Origin of the sequence: Thermomonas sp. (assembly GCF_046293095.1) — a bacterium.
Taxonomy (GTDB): Bacteria; Pseudomonadota; Gammaproteobacteria; order Xanthomonadales; family Xanthomonadaceae; genus Thermomonas.
In genome coordinates this window covers 1-17,168 of sequence record NZ_JBKBPN010000001.1, presented here as the reverse complement: position 1 = coordinate 17,168, position 17,168 = coordinate 1, and the positions used below count along the sequence as shown (strand labels likewise).

General features: G+C 64.3%; 19 protein-coding genes. 2 read left to right on the top strand and 17 right to left on the bottom strand.

Annotation, left to right across the window (positions count from 1 at the left end; translation table 11 throughout):
• Window positions 1-24: 24 nt before the first annotated feature.
• From ACK4SG_RS00095 to ACK4SG_RS00075, 5 genes are all read right to left on the bottom strand, one after another.
• On the bottom strand, window positions 25-1,185 hold the full coding sequence (locus ACK4SG_RS00095; protein ID WP_409598841.1) for an efflux RND transporter periplasmic adaptor subunit: 1,161 nt from the start codon (window positions 1,183-1,185) through the stop codon (window positions 25-27).
• Window positions 1,182-2,462: a TolC family protein gene (locus ACK4SG_RS00090; RefSeq protein ID WP_409598840.1), complete on the bottom strand. Its 1,281-nt coding sequence runs from the start codon at window positions 2,460-2,462 to the stop codon at window positions 1,182-1,184. The genes ACK4SG_RS00095 and ACK4SG_RS00090 overlap by 4 nt, the downstream gene beginning before the upstream one ends.
• Window positions 2,463-2,526: 64 nt before the next feature.
• Window positions 2,527-2,952, bottom strand: coding sequence for a hypothetical protein (locus ACK4SG_RS00085; protein ID WP_409598839.1), 426 nt, complete (start codon window positions 2,950-2,952; stop codon window positions 2,527-2,529).
• Window positions 2,949-3,650, bottom strand: a complete 702-nt coding sequence (locus tag ACK4SG_RS00080) for a cation transporter (RefSeq protein WP_131658879.1) — start codon at window positions 3,648-3,650, stop codon at window positions 2,949-2,951. Before ACK4SG_RS00080 ends, ACK4SG_RS00085 begins: the two co-directional genes overlap by 4 nt.
• Window positions 3,651-3,660: 10 nt before the next feature.
• On the bottom strand, window positions 3,661-5,616 hold the full coding sequence (locus ACK4SG_RS00075; RefSeq protein ID WP_130518307.1) for a cytochrome c/FTR1 family iron permease: 1,956 nt from the start codon (window positions 5,614-5,616) through the stop codon (window positions 3,661-3,663).
• An 80-nt stretch (window positions 5,617-5,696) separates the two neighbouring features.
• Here ACK4SG_RS00075 and ACK4SG_RS00070 point away from each other — a divergent pair, with 80 nt between their 5' ends.
• Window positions 5,697-6,113, top strand: coding sequence for a MerR family transcriptional regulator (locus ACK4SG_RS00070; protein WP_130518305.1), 417 nt, complete (start codon window positions 5,697-5,699; stop codon window positions 6,111-6,113).
• A 22-nt stretch (window positions 6,114-6,135) separates the two neighbouring features.
• Here the strand turns inward: ACK4SG_RS00070 and ACK4SG_RS00065 are convergent, their stop codons facing one another.
• From ACK4SG_RS00065 to ACK4SG_RS00010, 12 genes are all read right to left on the bottom strand, one after another.
• Window positions 6,136-6,627, bottom strand: a complete 492-nt coding sequence (locus ACK4SG_RS00065) for a DUF305 domain-containing protein (protein ID WP_165421927.1) — start codon at window positions 6,625-6,627, stop codon at window positions 6,136-6,138.
• An 85-nt stretch (window positions 6,628-6,712) separates the two neighbouring features.
• Window positions 6,713-7,000: an EF-hand domain-containing protein gene (locus ACK4SG_RS00060; protein ID WP_130518303.1), complete on the bottom strand. Its 288-nt coding sequence runs from the start codon at window positions 6,998-7,000 to the stop codon at window positions 6,713-6,715.
• Window positions 7,001-7,029: 29 nt separating this feature from the next.
• Complete coding sequence (locus tag ACK4SG_RS00055) at window positions 7,030-9,657, bottom strand: heavy metal translocating P-type ATPase (protein WP_131658876.1); 2,628 nt, start codon at window positions 9,655-9,657, stop codon at window positions 7,030-7,032.
• A complete protein-coding gene (locus ACK4SG_RS00050; protein ID WP_130518299.1) occupies window positions 9,654-10,052 on the bottom strand; it encodes a heavy metal-responsive transcriptional regulator in 399 nt (132 codons plus the stop codon). The genes ACK4SG_RS00055 and ACK4SG_RS00050 overlap by 4 nt, the downstream gene beginning before the upstream one ends.
• A 91-nt stretch (window positions 10,053-10,143) precedes the next feature.
• Window positions 10,144-10,653 (bottom strand): DUF411 domain-containing protein, encoded by a 510-nt coding sequence (locus tag ACK4SG_RS00045; protein WP_409599665.1) that lies wholly within the window; start codon window positions 10,651-10,653, stop codon window positions 10,144-10,146.
• A 17-nt stretch (window positions 10,654-10,670) separates the two neighbouring features.
• The gene (locus tag ACK4SG_RS00040) at window positions 10,671-11,192 is read right to left on the bottom strand and encodes a YybH family protein (RefSeq protein WP_409598838.1); all 522 of its coding nucleotides are present in this window, start codon (window positions 11,190-11,192) and stop codon (window positions 10,671-10,673) included.
• Entirely contained in the window at window positions 11,170-12,057 is an 888-nt protein-coding gene (locus tag ACK4SG_RS00035; protein ID WP_409598837.1) for a c-type cytochrome, read from the bottom strand. The genes ACK4SG_RS00040 and ACK4SG_RS00035 overlap by 23 nt, the downstream gene beginning before the upstream one ends.
• A gap of 23 nt (window positions 12,058-12,080) precedes the next feature.
• Window positions 12,081-13,178 (bottom strand): copper resistance protein B, encoded by a 1,098-nt coding sequence (locus ACK4SG_RS00030; RefSeq protein WP_131658874.1) that lies wholly within the window; start codon window positions 13,176-13,178, stop codon window positions 12,081-12,083.
• Window positions 13,175-15,064 (bottom strand): copper resistance system multicopper oxidase, encoded by a 1,890-nt coding sequence (locus ACK4SG_RS00025; RefSeq protein WP_409598836.1) that lies wholly within the window; start codon window positions 15,062-15,064, stop codon window positions 13,175-13,177. Before ACK4SG_RS00025 ends, ACK4SG_RS00030 begins: the two co-directional genes overlap by 4 nt.
• 112 nt (window positions 15,065-15,176) lie before the next feature.
• Entirely contained in the window at window positions 15,177-15,605 is a 429-nt protein-coding gene (locus ACK4SG_RS00020; protein ID WP_409598835.1) for a CopL family metal-binding regulatory protein, read from the bottom strand.
• Between the two features lie 94 nt (window positions 15,606-15,699).
• Window positions 15,700-15,933 carry a hypothetical protein gene (locus tag ACK4SG_RS00015; protein WP_409598834.1) on the bottom strand — a complete coding sequence of 78 codons (234 nt, stop codon included), beginning with the start codon at window positions 15,931-15,933 and terminating at the stop codon, window positions 15,700-15,702.
• A 154-nt stretch (window positions 15,934-16,087) separates the two neighbouring features.
• Complete coding sequence (locus tag ACK4SG_RS00010; protein ID WP_409598833.1) at window positions 16,088-16,429, bottom strand: helix-turn-helix domain-containing protein; 342 nt, start codon at window positions 16,427-16,429, stop codon at window positions 16,088-16,090.
• A gap of 213 nt (window positions 16,430-16,642) precedes the next feature.
• On the opposite strand from ACK4SG_RS00010, the gene ACK4SG_RS00005 reads away from it, so the two are divergent.
• Window positions 16,643-17,098, top strand: a complete 456-nt coding sequence (locus tag ACK4SG_RS00005; protein ID WP_409598832.1) for a hypothetical protein — start codon at window positions 16,643-16,645, stop codon at window positions 17,096-17,098.
• Window positions 17,099-17,168: the final 70 nt, after the last annotated feature.

Below are 17,168 nucleotides of genomic sequence, written 5' to 3'. Positions count from 1 at the left end.
GGGCGGGATTGGCGTCAGGGATCATCACTCTTCCCCCAACTGCGACTTGAGCATCTGCGCCTTGACGGCAAAAGCACCTTCGACCACGACGGCATCGCCGGGCTTGAGGCCTTCGCGGATGACGGTCCGATCACCGATCGCCTCACCGGTGCGAACCGGCGTCGGTTCCAGCGCACCGGTTGCGTTGCGGCGGAACACGACCGTGTCGCCTTCCAACTGCACCACCGCGTCGGTTGGCACCGACACCATCATCGCAGCAGGGCTCTTTCCATTGGTGGCGTCGCTGGCTTCAAAGAACACATCGACGTAGTCGCCGCTGTGTAGCTGGTCACCTTTGTTGGGCACCTCGATGCGCACCACCGCGTTGCGGGTCGCGTCCGAGGTGCGATGCGCGGGGTGCTGGACCGTGCCCGTCAGGCGTTCGCCGTTGAATACGACCGTTGCTTCCGTACCAGGCGTGATGCGCGGGACGATCCCGGACGGCAACTTGGCATCGACCCAGACCACCGATTCGTCGACCAGGCGGAACAGCGTCTTGCCCGGTTCGATTTTCTCGCCGATAACGACCGCATCTTCAGTGATGCGTCCGGCGTGCGGCGCAGTCAGAGTGAACTGGCCGTTGCTGCGCCCGGCCGCCGTGCCCGGCAAGCCATACGCCTGCGCGGTGGCACGGGCGCGATCGAGCGCGACCTGCGCCTCGTTGATGCGGCGCCCGGACACGGCTTCACGGCCAAGCGCAGACACGCGACGCCATTCCTGTTCGGCGATGCGCAAGTCTGCCTGGGCATTGGCGACCTCGACGCTGGACAACGTCACCAGCGGTGTACCAGTACGCACTTCGTCGCCGAGCTTGGCATGGCGACGCACGACCAGTGCTTCGACGCTGGGTGTGATCAGCGCCGTGCCGTAGGCATTGTCAAGCACTTCACCGGGCGCACGCAGCTGTTCGCTCATCGAAGCGGGTTGCAACGCCTGCACGACGATGCCGGCCGCTTTCATCGCCGCAGCATCGAGCTTGACGGGCGCGATGCCGGCTTCGCTTTCGGCAGGCGCTTCAGCGCTCTCGGCTTCGGTTGCGGTCGACTCGGTCGAGGGGGACTTCGAACATGCGGCCAGGGCAAGCAGCAACGCCGCTGCGAGCAACGGGGACATCAGACGGAACGGGGTCATCGAAATCTCTCTCATGGGGTGCCCTCCAGCCCGGCCCAGCGTTCGAGCTGTCCGGTGGCGGCGAGGTAGTCGGCGTAGCTGCGCCACAGGCGCGCTTCGAGTTCAGCGCCGGCGAGCTGCGTGTCGAGGGTCTGCTTGAGTTGCAGCAGGTAGTCGGCGGTAGACAGCTCGCCTTCGCGCCAGAGCTTTTCCAGCAGATTGGCGCGACGCTCCACATCCGTGCCGCGGCTCGCCTGCCAGTGCGACCAGGCCGATTGCGCGGCGGCGTAGCTGTCGATGGCGCGGCGGCGATCGGCATCCAGTTCGACGCGCACGCGTTCGGCTTCCGCGACCGCGACATCCGCATCGGCTTGGGCCGCCACCACTTCGGCGCGATACGAATTGCGCACGAAGAGCGGGATGCTGAGCGACACGCCGATCACGTTGTCCTGCACATTGCCGTAGTCGATACGTCCTCCGCGCACGCCCACGGTGGGATCGGCGATGCGGTTGCGACGGGCGACGGTCACTTCGCGTTCGGCGGCGAGCGCAGCAGCTTGTGCGGCTTGCCAATCGGGCAACTGTTCGATGCCGGTTTGGGGCGCCGTCGGCGGTGGCAATGCATTGCTGGGCAGCGCCAGGCTCGCCAGGAGTTCCGGTGAGCCGCCGACCGCGCGGAAACGCGCCTCGGCCTCCGCCTGTTCGGCGACGAGTTGCGACTGCTCCGCCTGCGCCTCATCACGGGCCAGCAGCGCCAAATCGCGCTCCAACCCGGAAATGTCGGCGGCCGCAAACTGCTTTTGCGCCAAATCGCCGAAGCGCGTCACCAACGCCAATCGGCGTTCACCGGTACGCACGCGTTGCTGCATCGTCTGCAGCTCCGCCCAACTGGCGAACCACTGTTTGGCGAAATCGCGGCGCCGCAGCTTCGCTTCAGCGGTGGCTTGATCGACCCGCGCGGAGGCCGCTTCGCGACGCACACGGCGCTTGCCGCTCAGATCGAGCGTGAGGTTGAGGCCCGCGGTTGTAGTGCGATCCGGGCCTTCATCGTCGCCAGCCAACTCCACTTCGGGGTTGTAGAGCGGCTGTCCGGCTGCATCGAACCGGGCACGCGCCGCGGCCAGCTGCGCTTCGGTGGCACGATAACTGGGGTGGTGTTGCCAGGCGGCCTGCAGCGCGTTGCGAAGTGCGGCGGGGGCCTGTGTCTCGGGAGCTTGGGCGGCCACGGCCAAGCCTGGCAGCAAGCTCGCTGCCAAGGCCAGGACGGCCAGCCGCGCGACGCGACGTCGTCGCGGCGAACGAACAAAGTGCATTGGAGGATCCTCTGAGTCGACGGTGTCCTCGGGCGCTCCGCGCCCGAGGGGCATAACACCTGACTCAGGCGATCGGCGGCCTCAGTTCCAAGGGCTGCGACGCGCTGGGCGGTAACCCGGACGTACGCATGGGCAGTGCCTGCGGCACGAGCACAACCACGACCTGCGTATCCGGCACCATGGCTGCCGCGTGATGGCAACCGCAGTGGCTGCAAGCGGCATGCCCGAGCTTGAGCTTCGTGGAATCGTCATTACCGCCATCCAGCGGCGACGCCTTCACCGCCACGGCATGGCTGCCATCCGTACCGAAGCCCATATCCGCGAAATCATGCTTGACGCAGGCAGCGGCAGTGCCCAGCTTCAGCGCGAACACCAGCAGCACAAGCACGGCGAGCCGCGCAGAAGCGCGCAAGCGGGCGAGCAAGGTACGGGAGGCGGCCGAAGTCACCCGCGCACAATACACACCCGGCTGGATGTTATGAAATTTCATCCGCGACGGTTGGCGGCAGCGTCGGGTGCGGGGGAACGTCGCACGCCACACGATGACGGCTGGGTGACAACCACAGACTCCGGACGATGCCAGTCCTGCCACGCCCCAGTGAGGACATGGGCCGCCGTGCGCAGGAACAGCACGGCGACCAGCAGGCCAATCAGCAAGTCCGGCCATGGACTATCGAACCACTTCACCAGCCCTGCTGCTGCAATCACGCCGACGTTATTGACCAGGTCATTGCGCGAGCATAGCCAGACCGAGCGCATGTTCATGTCGTCGCTGCGAAAGCGCGTCAGCAACCCGAAGCAGATCAAATTGCCCACAAGCGCGATGCTCGCGGCGATCGCCATGATCGGCGCGACGGGCTCGGCCCCCAACCATGCGCGACGCCCAACCTCGACCAGCACTGCGAGGCCGAATAGTGCCTGGATGCCGCCTTTGAGAAACACGGCCTTGGTTCGTTGCCGCAGCGTTCCGCCGATCACCCACAAGCTCAGGATATAGACCAACGCATCGCCCAGGCTGTCGAGCGAATCGGCCTGCAACGCACTGGAGTCGGCCCACCAACCGGCGCTGAACTCACCAACGAACAACAACACATTGATCGCCAGCACGACCCACAACACTCGGCGACGGGCGTGGTCGGTGTTCTTGCTCAGCGTGGCGGCGGTGTCGTGGCAACCACAATCGCTCATCGAGAGATCCTCAATTGGCCGCGCGCGCCAGGGCACGCGAAGAACGGGCATTGAAATAGAAGCCGCCGACCGCGATCACGGCAACCACGATCTGGGCCGTCAACGACTGCCAGGACGGATAGACGCCGAGCCAATCGATCCGCGGCACGGCGACCAGCGCTTGCCCGATCCAGCCGGCTTCCTGCAATGCGGCGATGCCCTTGCCCACCAGCACAACTGCAAGCACGGCAATCAGGATCGAACTGATGGAGAAGAACTGGCTGATCGGCAAGCGCTTGCTCATCCGCAGCATCCAGTACGCGATTGCGGCCAGCGCAGCGCTACCAGCCACCAGTCCGGCGACGATCGCGCCGCCGTTGTGCTCGCTCCACATGGCGATGAAGAACAGGATCGTCTCGAATACCTCGCGGTAGACCGCGATGAAGGCCAGCGAAAACAGGAAGATCGCCGAGCGCCGCGTCAGCGCGGCCGACATCTTGGCGTGGAGGTACTGCTGCCAGCGGCCCGCCAGGCTCTTCTGATGCATCCAGATACCAACGCTGAGCAGCACGATCGCCGCGAACAGCGCGGACAGGCCTTCCGTGACCTCGCGGTTGGCGCCACTGACGCCGACCAGATAGGTGGCGATCGCCCAGGTCACCACGCCGGCCAGCAAAGCGCCGATCCAACCGGCGTGCACGTAAGGCAGCACCTCGCGTCGTTCCGCCTTGCGCAGGAAGGCGATCATGCCGATCACGATCAGCAAGGCCTCCAGGCCCTCGCGCAGCAGGATGGTGAAGCTGCCGAGGAAGGCAGTCGTGCTGTCGGTGTGACTATCCTGCAGCACGCTGGCGGCGCGATCGAACAACGTGCTGATCCGGTCGGCCTGTTCCGTCACTTCGGTCGTTGGCGTATTCCGTCCGAGTTGTGCGCGGTACTCGCTCATGGCGGTTTCGATTTCGCGCATCAGGGCGCTATCACGGGCCGCCAGCGTCGGTTCGACCGGCTCGACGCCATCCAGGTACGCCGAGAGGGCCAGGGCCTTGGCCTGCGTGGCGTCGCCCGCGGCAAAGGCCTGCACGCTACCCGCGAGGCGCTGGCGCGCCAGTGCGAACGGGTCATTCTTCGCTTCCGCGGTGGGGGTTGTGACCGCCCGCGGCTGCGAACGCAGGTACGCGATGATCGCCTGGGCTTGCTGCGCCTCGCCGAGCGAGGCGGCGAGATCGGCTTCGCTGGTCTGGGTCAGAGATTCGAGGGTCGGAATCCGACGACGTACCGCCTCGGTTTCGCGCCACAGGGCCTCGCCTTTCGCTCGCGCCTCTTCGGGGTACGCCAAGCCACCGACATAGAACGCCAGGGCCCAGCGGTCGGCTTCCGACATCTGCGAGAAGCCCGTCATGGCCGTGCCCTGGATGCCCTGCGAAATCGCCTGATACAGCGCCAGTGGGCTGCGCCGCGCCGCGCGGTCGACATCGGTGAAGTTGATCGGGGGCGGATTCAGGCTGGCCGCCGCCGGACCATCACCCCGGCCCGAGGCACCGTGGCAGCCGGCGCATTGCTGCCCGTATAGCGACGCGGCCCGTGCCGGGTCGGGCGGTGTCGAAGGCACCGCCGCGATGGGATAGCTCTTGAGCAGCGCGTCGGCCAGCCGGTGGGCGGCCGCGGCGACCGTATGCGCCTCGGCCTTGGCCTCCACGGTCGCCACCAGCTGATCAGCTTGCGCGATCAGCTCCGTCTGGGCCGGGGTTGCCGGCAGCGCCGACAGCTGCGTTCGCACGGTCGCGGCGAACTCGCGCATCTCGGCGTACTCCGCCGGCGCAACCACCTGCCCGCCCTGCACCGCGCCGGCGTAGTCCACGGCGATGTAATCCAGCAGTTGCCAGGTCTGGCGCGGATTGGCGGGCTCGGCGGCCACTGCCGCACCAAATGCGCAGGCCAAGGAGAGCAGCAAACCGAGTCGGGCTACGAATCGCACGGCGGCGGACATCCATAAAGGGCGCCGGGTTGGCACCGCACAAGTGCACAGCGTAAAGTCCGTAGCCGCTACAGGGTCAAGGGCAAATGCGAATGAAAATCAGTGAAGCGGCGGCGGCCAGCGGCTGTCACCTGGAAACCATCCGCTACTACGAGCGCTCGGGCCTTATGCCCGCCCCTGCCCGCACCGCCAGCGGCTACCGGGAATACAGCCCCACCGAGGTCGACCGGCTGCGCTTCATCAGCCGCGGCCGCGAGCTTGGATTCAGCCTGGAAGAAATCCGTAGCCTGCTCAGCCTCGACGACGACCCGGCGATGTCCTGCTGCGATGTTGACGTCATTGCGCGCCAGCACCTCGCCGACATCCGCGATCGCATCCGCGAACTGAGCAACATGGCCGCCGAGCTCGAACGCGTCATCTCCCAGTGTGCCGGTGGCGAGCGCGACCGCTGCGCGATTCTTGGCGCTTTGCGACGGCCTCATGAGCGAGGCACAACCTGTGCGAATTGAAGGCGATTGACCGTGACGTGAATTACCGTTCTTCCAACAGTGCTTTCATCTGCTCGACTTCGGCGCGCTGGGAAGCAACGATGTTATGGCAGAGCTGCTTCAACTCAGGGTTTTGCAAGTGGTTCTTTTCGCACATTAAGATTGCCCCGGCATGATGTGGAATCATGGATTTGAGGAACTGCCTGTCGCCGACACCGGCCTGCGCGCGAATCCCGAACCAACTGCCAACCAACACGAGGCCAGCCAAGACGAAGATCACGGCGTTCTTTCGCTTGTCCTGGTACATGGCGCCCATCAGTGCAAGTTCCAGGATCGCCATGGGCGCGGTCATCAGAGCGGCCATGTAGAACTGGTTGATATTCGGCACGACGTTGGCAAAGCGATCGACCATGGCGTACATGAGTGCGTACATGCACGCGAAAGACAACCCGAGCATCGCCAGTAGGCGTCCGTAGTGATTTGCCTCCGCATGCCCACCCTTTCCAGCATGCGCTTCATGTTTGGCGTGTTCCATCGCTCACCTCCTTGGCAGCTAATGCGAAAGACTGGTACTCGCACGGTGGCGGCAGTGTGATCTGCCGCCACATGCCGGCATTTCGTTACATGCTTTCCATCATCGCGAACTCGGCTCGATCCAGACGGCCATCCCGATTGGAATCGGACATACCGAACATTGCGACCTTCGGATGCTTGGCGACCTCCGCCTTGGACACGAACCCATTCTTGTCCTTGTCGTAGGCGGCAAACGTGTCCTGCTTCGCTGGTGCAGCCGGCTGTGCGTGCGCCGCATGCGTGCTGTGATCGGTCGCCGTAGCGGATTGCTGCGGACCTGCCCAGGCAGCGCCTGATACGAGTGCGGAGATAAGGAACAGGGAAACGTATTTCATGGCATGACTCCTATGTGGGGAAGGAACAACTAGTGACAGGACGCGCCGTGCTTGGGTTCCTGGCGCGATAAGGCCGCGTCAGATTCGGCAGGGGAAGCACGTCCGAGGCGCAGCGCATTGGTGACGACCGAGACGGAACTCAGGCTCATCGCCAATGCCGCGATCATCGGGCTGAGCAACAGACCGAAGACCGGATACAGCACGCCGGCGGCGATCGGCACGCCGATGGCGTTGTAGAGGAAGGCGAATGCGAGGTTCTGCTTCATGTTGGCGACCGTCGCATCCGAAATCTCGCGGGCTTCCAGGATTCGCCGTAGGTCGCCCTTGACCAAGGTGACCTGCGCACTCGACATCGCAACGTCGGTACCGGTGCCCATGGCGATGCCGACATCGGCCGCCGCAAGGGCCGGTGCATCGTTCACGCCATCGCCGGCCATCGCGACACGTCGCCCTTGCGCCTTGAGTTGCTGTACCAGCGCGGCCTTGTCTTGCGGACGCACTTCGCCGCGCACATCCTCGATCCCGAGCGTGCGACCCACCGCCTCGGCGGTCGATTGCGCATCGCCCGAAGCCATCACCAGATGCAGGCCTGCCGCACGCAAGGCGTTCAAGGCCGGCAAGGTCGTGGCCTTGATCGGATCGGCCACGGACACTGCGCCCGCCAACCGGCCATCAACGGCCAGGAACATCACGCTGGCACCCTCTCCTCGCGCGGTTTCGGCGCGGGCGAGCAGCGGAGCGACATCGGCGCCCACCTCGGCCATGAGCGCCTTGTTGCCGAGGGCAAGCATCTGCCCAGCGATCTGCCCGCGCACGCCTTTGCCGGTGACCGAATCAAAGTCATCGGTCGCGGACAGCGGCAAGTTCCGGCGCTTGGCTTCGGTCAGGATCGCGTCCGCCAACGGGTGCTCACTGCCCTGCTCCAGACTGGCCGCAAACCGCAGCACGGTATCGTCGTCGAAGCCGTCGGCGGCCATGACGGCGCGGAACGCGGGCCGCCCTTCGGTCAGCGTGCCAGTCTTGTCGACGATCAGGGTATCGATCTTGCGCAACTGCTCGATCGCTTCGGCATCGCGGAACAACACGCCAGCACGCGCCGCACGACCGGTGGCGACCATGATCGACATCGGCGTGGCCAATCCCAGCGCACACGGACAGGCAATGATCAGCACCGACACTGCGTTAAGGACGGCGTACGTCCACGACGGCTCCGGTCCGAACAGGCCCCAACCGAAGAACGTGAGCACGGCCACCGCCAGCACCGCGAGGACAAACCAGAACGCCACCTTGTCGGCCATGCGCTGCATCGGTGCGCGCGACCGCTGGGCCTGGGCCACCAGTTGCACGATCTGCGATAGCACCGTTTCCGAGCCGATCCTGTCGGCGCGGATCACCAGGCTGCCGGTGCCATTGAGCGTGGCGCCGATCACGCGGCTGCCGGCGGTCTTTTCGACCGGAATCGACTCGCCGGTCAGCATCGATTCGTCGACGCTGGAACGCCCTTCGAGCACTTCGCCATCGACCGGCACCTTTTCGCCCGGGCGCACGCGCAGGCGGTAGCCAACGTGGACATGGTCGAGCGGGATGTCCTCTTCGCTGCCATCGTCGTTGACGCGGCGCGCCGTCTTCGGTGCGAGTCCGAGCAGGGCCTTGATCGCGGCCGATGTCTTCGAGCGGGCGCGCAGTTCCAGCAGTTGCCCCAACAGGGTCAACGACACGATGACCGCGGCGGCCTCGAAATAGACGCCGACGCGGCCGTGTTCACGGAACGAGTCCGGGAACAGGTCTGGCGCCACGGTGGCGACCACGCTGTAGCCGAAGGCCGAAGCCACGCCGATACCGATCAGCGTGAACATGTTCGGGCTGCGGTTACGGATCGATTGCATGCAGCGTTCGAAGAACGGCCACCCGGCCCAGAGCACGACCGGTGCACTCAATGCGAGTTCCAGCCAGGTACGGGCACCCATGCTCAGGAACGTCAGCCGGTCGCCCAGCATTGCCAGCAGGAAGACCACGACGGTCAGCGGCAACGTCCACCAGAAGCGGTGCGAGAAGTCGCGCAGTTCCGGGTTTTCCTCGTCTTCCAGGCTGGGCATTTCCGGCTCCAGCGCCATGCCGCAGATCGGGCACGTCCCGGGCCCTTCCTGGCGGATTTCCGGGTGCATGGGACAGGTATAGATCGTGCCTGCTGGCGCGGAAGGCGCCGCCTCGGCCTTCGGCGCGAGATAGCGAGGCGGATCGGCGACGAACTTCGCCTGGCAACGCGCGGAACAGAAGTGGTAATCGGTCCCGGCGTGGCTGGCGTGATGCGGTGTGGTCGCAGGGTCCACTTGCATGCCACAGACCGGATCAATCACCGTCTGCTCGGAGATCGCGGCAGTCGCCTTGCTTGCACAGCAACTGCCCTTCTTTTCTTCCATGGCCGTGGGGGCCGTGTACCGCCCGGGATCGGCCACGAATTTTTCCCGGCAGCGCGCCGAGCAGAAGTGGTAGTCGGTGCCGGCATGGCTGGCGTGATGCGGCGTGGTCGCAGGGTCGACTTGCATGCCGCAGACCGGATCGAGGACCGTGCTCGGTTTCTGGTTCGCGTTGCTGGCGCAGCAACCGCCCTGCTCATGTGCGTCATGGTCGTGGTGAGAATGCATGTGCGTGTTCATGCGGCGTCCTCATTCAGGGCGTGCAGAATCGGGCACGCGTCAAGCGCGCCATGGCCCGGACACGCCTTGATCAGGGTCCGGAGGCCATCGCGAATCCGGGCCAGTTCCGCCAGCTTGGCTTCGACGCCCGCCAGCTTCTGCTCGGCGGCCGCCTTGAGACTGCCCATGTCGTGTTCGCGATGGCTGGAAAGCGCGAGCAGTTCGCGGATCTCCTCCAAGGTGAAGCCGAGCGCCTTGGCGCGACGCACGAAGCGCAGGCGCAGGACATCCGCAGTCTGGTAGCGACGGTAGCCGGACGGCTGACGTTGCGGCTCCGGCAGCAAGCCCTGCCGCTCGTAGTACCGCACTGTGTCGATGGGGACACCGGCGCTTTGGGCGAGTTCACCGATCTTCATTGGGGAATCTCTCGTGACGGGATGCCGCCAGTCTCCACCTTTGACTAAAGTCCAGAGTCAAGCCCTTTTGCATTCGGCCCACCATGTGCGTTCAGTGCGCTGCAAAGGCCGCAGTGGTGCCGTCCCGACGAACGAGTTCGACGGTGTACGGCTCCGTGTGCCCGTCCGGCATTTCCATGCCGGGCGACCCCGTCGGCATGCCGGGAAGCACCAGTCCCTTGGCGTCGGGCTTCTCGGCCAGCAAGCGTTTCACGTCCGCGGCCGGCACGTGGCCTTCAATGAAATAACCGCCCACTTCGGCGGTGTGGCACGACCCCTTGCCGTACGGCACACCCACGCGCTCCTTCACCGGATTGACGTTGTCCTCGTCGCGCACCTCGACCTGAAAGCCGGCCTGGCGCATGTGGTCTACCCACAAGCCGCAGCACCCGCAACTCGGACTCTTGTGAACGACGACGAGCGGCAACGCTTGTGTCGGTGCGGGCACTGCGGTTGTTTCGGCCGTGACCTCGGCGGCGCGTTCCGGTGCCGGTGCCTGCTTGGCACAAGCACCCAGTGAAAGGGTTGCAGCCAGTACCAGCACGGTTGTTGCTGTATGCATCGACATGCTCGCCCTCCTCATCGCTTGGTCCGCGAAGACCAGTGGATATGGACGATGCGCCAACCCGCTTTACCGCGCTTGAGCACCATGGTTTCGGTGCTCAGCACCGTCATCGGCTTGCCATCTTTCGTCGCGTGCAGTTCGCTTTCGCTCCCCACCCACGCCAGATCCCCTGTCGCCTGGGCGGTGCGCTGCTGCAACTGCACATGTGCACCTTTCAGGAACTCGGCGTCGTGCGTCGCATGCCCGCCCAGGTATTCGGCTTTCGAGTGCTCGGCACCGCCGCTTTCGAGGATCAGCACGTCGTCGGCCAGCCAGGTGCCGGCACGTTTCAGATCACCGGCCTGCAATGCAGCCGAAAAGGCGTCCACAGCCGCGACCGCGGGCTTCGCCTCCGAGCTGATAGCGGGGGCATTGGTCTTCGCGTGCTGTGCGGGGTCATGTGCTTGCGAGGCGAATGGAAGGGCCAGCAAGGCGAGGAAAACAATTCGATGGATCATGGATTCTCGACTCCGGTCAGTGTTGGTGATCGTGGCCATCGCTGGCCGGTGCGGTTGCCGGCATGTCCATGCCGGCATGTGGGTCAGCAGTGGCCGGTTTGGTGGTCGCTGGGGCCGGCTTGGCGGCAGGCGTTGCATCGTGGATATGCGTCTTGCCATCGGCATGGACATGTACCTCACCACCGGACGGCGCCTGCGTGGACTTGATCGCGTCGGTATGCGGCGGTGTGCCCGGAGGATGCGCGTGCGGCTTCGACTCATCCATCGGCATGCCCGCCATCGCGTCGTGTTCCTCGCCTTCGGCATGCTCATGAGCCTCACCCTCATCGTGATGAGGTTCCTCGCCCCCCTCTGCATGCGAATGTCCTTCGCTCTCGCCTCCGCCATGCGAATGCCCGCCACTACTGGCGACGAGCGCCTGGTATTGCTCGGGGGTGAGCTTGGGCAGCGCCTGCAGGAAGGCCGCCATGTTCCAGATGTATTCGTCGTCCATGCTCTTACCCCAGGCCGGCATGCCCGAGGCCTTGATGCCGTGCTTGATCACCCAGAACGCCTTGCCGGCGTCGACCGTTTCCTTGCTCAGATTCGGCGGTGCCGGATACAGGCCCTTGCTAAGTTCGGTCTCCTGCATGCCTGGGCCAAGGTGGCAGCCGGTGCACATGGCGTTGTAGTTGCCGGCGCCCTGGCGAATGCGCGCCGGATCGGAGAGATCCGCGGGCCGTTGCAGCTTGTCGGCGCGCACCTCGATCGAGCGTTCGCGGAGGGCCTGCAGCGCCGAGTAAACGGGCCGGGTGTGGGTGTCGTCGGCGCCGATGTTGTAGACGCCCGACCAGACGAAACCGGCGGCTGCCGCCAGGGCGACGCCGGACAGGATGCTCAAGGTGAGCAGGGACTTTCGAGTCACGAATGGCATGGTGATCTCCCCGATCAGAACCAAATGCGGATGCCCGCGACGACGCGGGTGTCATTGACGTCTTCGCCGGCGGCACGGCGGAAATCTGCGGTGCTGCCGAAGGCGTGCTCGCGAACGACGCCGATGTATGGCGCGAATTGCCGGGTGACTTCGTAGCGCAGGCGCAAACCGGCCTCGGCGGTACTCAGGCCAGAACCGATACCACGGCGCGCGTCGTTCTTGCCGTAAAAATTGACTTCAACCAGCGGCTGCAGAATCAGCCGGTTGGTCAGCAGTGTTTCGTATTCGGCCTCCAGGCGTGCCGCGGTCTGGCCGGACTGGCCGAGGTATGCGGTCGCCTCCACCTCGAACTTGTATGGCGCCAGGCCCTGCACACCGATCGCGACGAAGTCCTGCGATGCGCCCGGCTTGAAGTCGTGGCGCACACCGCCCACCACATCCCACCAGCGAGCGAATGCACGGCCATACAGGACTTCAAGATCCGCGCCTTCAATGTGGCCACCGACCCGCTCGCCTTCGCTGCGCAGCCAAAGCTTGTTGAGATCGGTGCCGACCCAGGCTTGGCCTTCCCATGCCATGCCGGTGCCATCATCGGTATCGAAGCCTTCGAGACGGTTGAACAACACATAGTGCTGCACGCTGTTGTCGTGCACCGGATGATCGTTCGGTGGCGCTACGGCCGCCGCGCGGTCTTCGGCCGTCAGCACCGGAATCGGCGTGATGGGCTGATCCGCGGGATGCGGCATGGCATGCCCCATCGCGGCGTGATCCATCGGTGCCGGTTGCGCGGCGTCATGCCCCATGGCGGCCGGCGCCTGCGCTGGCATCTCGTGGCCCATGGCCGCGTGATCCATTGGCGCAGCAGGCGCCGTTGCTTTCGGCTTCGATGTGGTGACGGGCTTCGCCTTCGGTTTTGGCTTTGGTTTTACCTTCGGCTTGGCTTTCGGTTTCACCTGATGCTGAGTGTGCTCCTGCATCGCCGGCATCTGATGTTGGGAATGATCCTGCGCGGCCGGCATCGGCATCTGATGCTGCGAGTGCTCCTGTGCGGCGACATTGAGGGCCAACAGCAGACCTGCCGCGAGGGGTGCTACAGAAATGGTCGTCTTCATTCGTCGACCCTCACGGTGCGCATCATTCCCGCCTCCATGTGATAGAGCAGATGGCAGTGATAAGCCCAACTGCCGAGTGCGTCGGCGCGCACGCGATAACTGCGCTTGCTGCCGGGCGGCATGTCGATGGTGTGCTTGCGAACGAGGAAGTTGCCTTGATCGTCCTCGAGATCGCTCCACATGCCATGCAGATGGATCGGGTGCGTCATCATCGTGTCGTTCACCAGCACGATGCGCATGCGTTCGCCGTAGTTGAGACGCAGCGGTTCGACGTCCGAGAACTTCTGCCCATTGAAGCCCCAGGCGAAGCGTTCCATGTGGCCGGTGAGGTGCAGTTCGATCTCGCGGCCAGGATCGCGCCCGTCTGGATCGTCGAAGGCACTCTTGAGCATCGAATAGCTCAAGACCTTGCGTCCGTTGTCGCGCAGGCCGATGCCCGGATCATCAAGCCGTGAACTGACCACCATGGCCTGGTTGTCGACCAGCGGATTGCGCGTTTCGCTGGCCGGGTGCGTGACCGTGCTCCCGGAATCCATGCCGGCCATCGAGCCATCTTTCATGGTCGCCATGTCGTGACCTGCATGCGGATCGGCATCGGCCGGCTTCGACGTCTGCGCCATCGCGCCATGATCCATGCCGGCCATGCCCATGTTGGCGCCACAGCTCATTTCCATGCCCTTGCCGCCGGACATGTCCATGCCACCCATGCTTCCGTGATCCATGCCCATGTCCTGCATGGTCAGCAGCGGACGAGGATCGACCGGCGGAATCGGCGCACGAAGCCCTTCGCGCACGGCCAGCGTGCCGGCGACGAAACCGGTGCGGCCCATGTCCTGCGCGAAAATCGTGAAGGCATCCTGCCCCGACGGCTCGACGATCACGTCAAAGGTTTCGGCAGTGGCGATGCGGAACTCGTCGATGGTGACTGGATGCACGTACTGGCCATCGGCGGCCACTACGGTCATCTTCAGGCCGGGTATCCGCACGTCGAAATGCGTCATCGCCGAACCGTTGATGAAGCGCAAGCGGATCTTCTCGCCGGAGCGGAACAGGCCGGTCCAGTTGCTCAGCGAGGTCTCGCCATTCATCAGGTAGGTGTAGGTGTTCGCATTGACGTCCGACAGGTCGGTCGGCGACATGCGCATCTGTCCCCACATCTTGCGGTCGTCGATCGTGGTCGCAAGACCATTTCGCTCAGCATCACGCAGAAAATCCCCGACCGTGCGCATGTAGTAGTTGTCGTACATCGACATCTTCTTCAGCCGCGCGAACAGCCGTGTGGGGTCCATGTCGGTCCAGTCGGACAGCATCACCACGTAGTCGCGGTCGTAGGCGAACGGTTCAGGTTCGATGGGATCGATGATGAGCGGGCCGTAGAGCCCGGCCTGTTCCTGGAATCCCGAATGGCTGTGGTACCAGTACGTACCGCCCTGATTCACCTTAAACCGATAGTGGTAGGCCTCGCCCCGGTGGATGCCGTCAAAGCTCAGCCCAGGCACACCGTCCATGTTGGCCGGCAGCAGGATGCCGTGCCAATGGATCGAGGTTTCATGGCCAAAGATCGAGCCTTCCGGCAGCGCATTGGAGACACGCAGGTTGACCGTCGTACCCTCGCGCCAGCGCAGCAGCGGTGCTGGAATCGAGCCATTGACGGTGACTGCTGGACGCGTGCGCCCGGTGAAATTCATCGGCGTCTCGCCGATGGTCAGGTCGAACTCGGTACCCGACAGGACATTCGGATTACCGGGGCCTTTGAGCGCCCAACTGAGTTTGGGCCAGAGACCCAGGCTGGCCACAGCACCACCCGCGGCCAACCCCTGCACGAATCGCCGCCGCGACGGTTTGAACAACCCGTCGGCATTGCGGCCGAAAGCATCGGAAGACATGTGAACTCCATCAAAGTGTCATAGGCCAGCACAAGCGCTGGACCACTGCCTGCAAAGCACGTCGAACGGCGACGCGCGCAAGCGAACCGGCGCCCGGGGCGCCAAAGGACACTTAGCCGATGGGAGGTCGGATCAGATGGGGCAACAGTGGTGTTGCATGGCCCAAGGCCATCGATCGCACGCTACCGACATGCAGCAGGGCGGTGCCCTGGAAGGCCATCACCGGCACCATGGCGGCCGCCTGATGCACGCATGCACAGGTACAGGTGCTCGACTTGCAGCAATCGGGTGACTGGCCGGGTTGCTTGTCCTTGGTAGCCGTTGCCGCATCGGCCGCATCCTGCGAATGCGCGGGCTGCCCGTCGTGGTGGCATGGCATCTCGGACTCGGCACTCGCCATAGGCGCGACCGGAGTACTTGCGGCTTCATGCCCATCCGCGTGCATCTGCATCATCTGCACAGACGCCATGGCCGAGGCTGCCCCGTTGAATACCAAGGCAACGCACAGCAACAGACGCAACAGGATGGCGCGGGTGGACATGGCGCTACTTTACCTTGCCAAGGCGTTCCGGATGTACAACAGGTGTGAACGCATGCCTTGAGCATAGTCCAGGGTTTGTCGCCCGACTCTGGCGTCAGGCCCCGCTCCCTGCCAACAAGAGTTTCGCGGCCTTCTTTGAGATTTTGGCAAACAAGTCGACATCGAACCCTGCCATGATTTTGGCCAGTTCGGTATCGCTCAAACACATCTCGTCCACCTCTCCCACAAACGCAAGTGGGCCATAGCGGTCAATGGCCGCCTGGGAGGCGAGCATGCAATCCGGCACGATCAGCCAGACGCGATCGCCGGCATAGAGCCTGAGAGACATTGGGGTCGGTTTCGTGCAGCGAGCTGCACGGAGGCCCGAGAGACACGGCAAAGGGTGGCAATTGCCGAGTGCGCCGTTCTTGTCGCACGCTGCCTGTAAGGCACTGTGAAGGGCAGGCCCCACGTGCGCGGATGCTGGCAAATCAATGACGCCCTTACTCGGCCTTGTGTGATCGCTTCACCGGTGCTGTCTCGGCCTGCTTGAGCAGGTCCTTCTTTTGGCGTGGCGTCAGATCGTTCCATCGCAGCAGCAACGCGGCCAGAACCTCGTCTTCGGTATAGAGAAAGGCCGGCGGGATACCCAAGACTTCGGCCAGCCGCTTGGCCGTCTTGAGTTGCGGTTCATGCTTGCCGCGTTCGTACTGGTTGATGCGAGGTGAGGCCACGGTCGGATCCAGGTCGGCCAGTACCCCCAGTTGCCGCTGCGACAAGCCCGCACGTTTCCGCGCCTCGGCCAGCCGCCGTGCGAAGACCGGGTGCTGCGTCGTCCGGGTCACCACCGCCCTCCCCTAAGAAGGCCTTAAGGATGGCGGAGTGACCGACTTCTGAATACTAAGATATCCTTAGCATTTCCGACAACGAGTCACGCCCCTTCTATGGCGCCTCACGCTCCCGCCACTGTCGATGAGCTCGGGTTGCAGGGCTGTCTCTACCTATGGGCGCTCTTGACCGGTCAGCAGCGTCGACTGCCGATTGCGCCGACCAAGCGGATGACGCTGGTCATTCTCGCGCTGCTGCAAGACCAGGGCGTCATCGAAGTGCCGTGGCCGCAGATGCGATGGGAGTTCAAGCCAGACGCGCACACCACGCCGATCGAAGGGCTGCAGTGGCGATTGGCATGGACGGTTTATGAGCCCGGCCGCCTGCTGGAAGCCCTGGATGACTATTTCGATACGCTCGAGCGGGACGACTTCGTTACCGCATTTCAACTGCGCTTGTGGACGGACATCGGCTCGGCAGAAACCGAGCGCTTCTTTGAGCAGCAGTTGGCCAAGCACAGGTTCCCTGGCGGTTGGGCGCTGGACATTGCGTTTGCATACCGCGATTGCCCTGTTCTCACCCTGGCCCAGTGGCGCTACTGCGCTTGGGCAGCTGTGAGGCGCGGCGCTTCGCTTGGGTTCTACCCCGAAATCACGGACGGTTGTGAAAGAGCTGAGAACTTCTGATCCTGCCTGGCGACCCTACGTCGCATCCTCGGGTTGTGGAATCGCTCGATGTATTCGAACACATCGGACC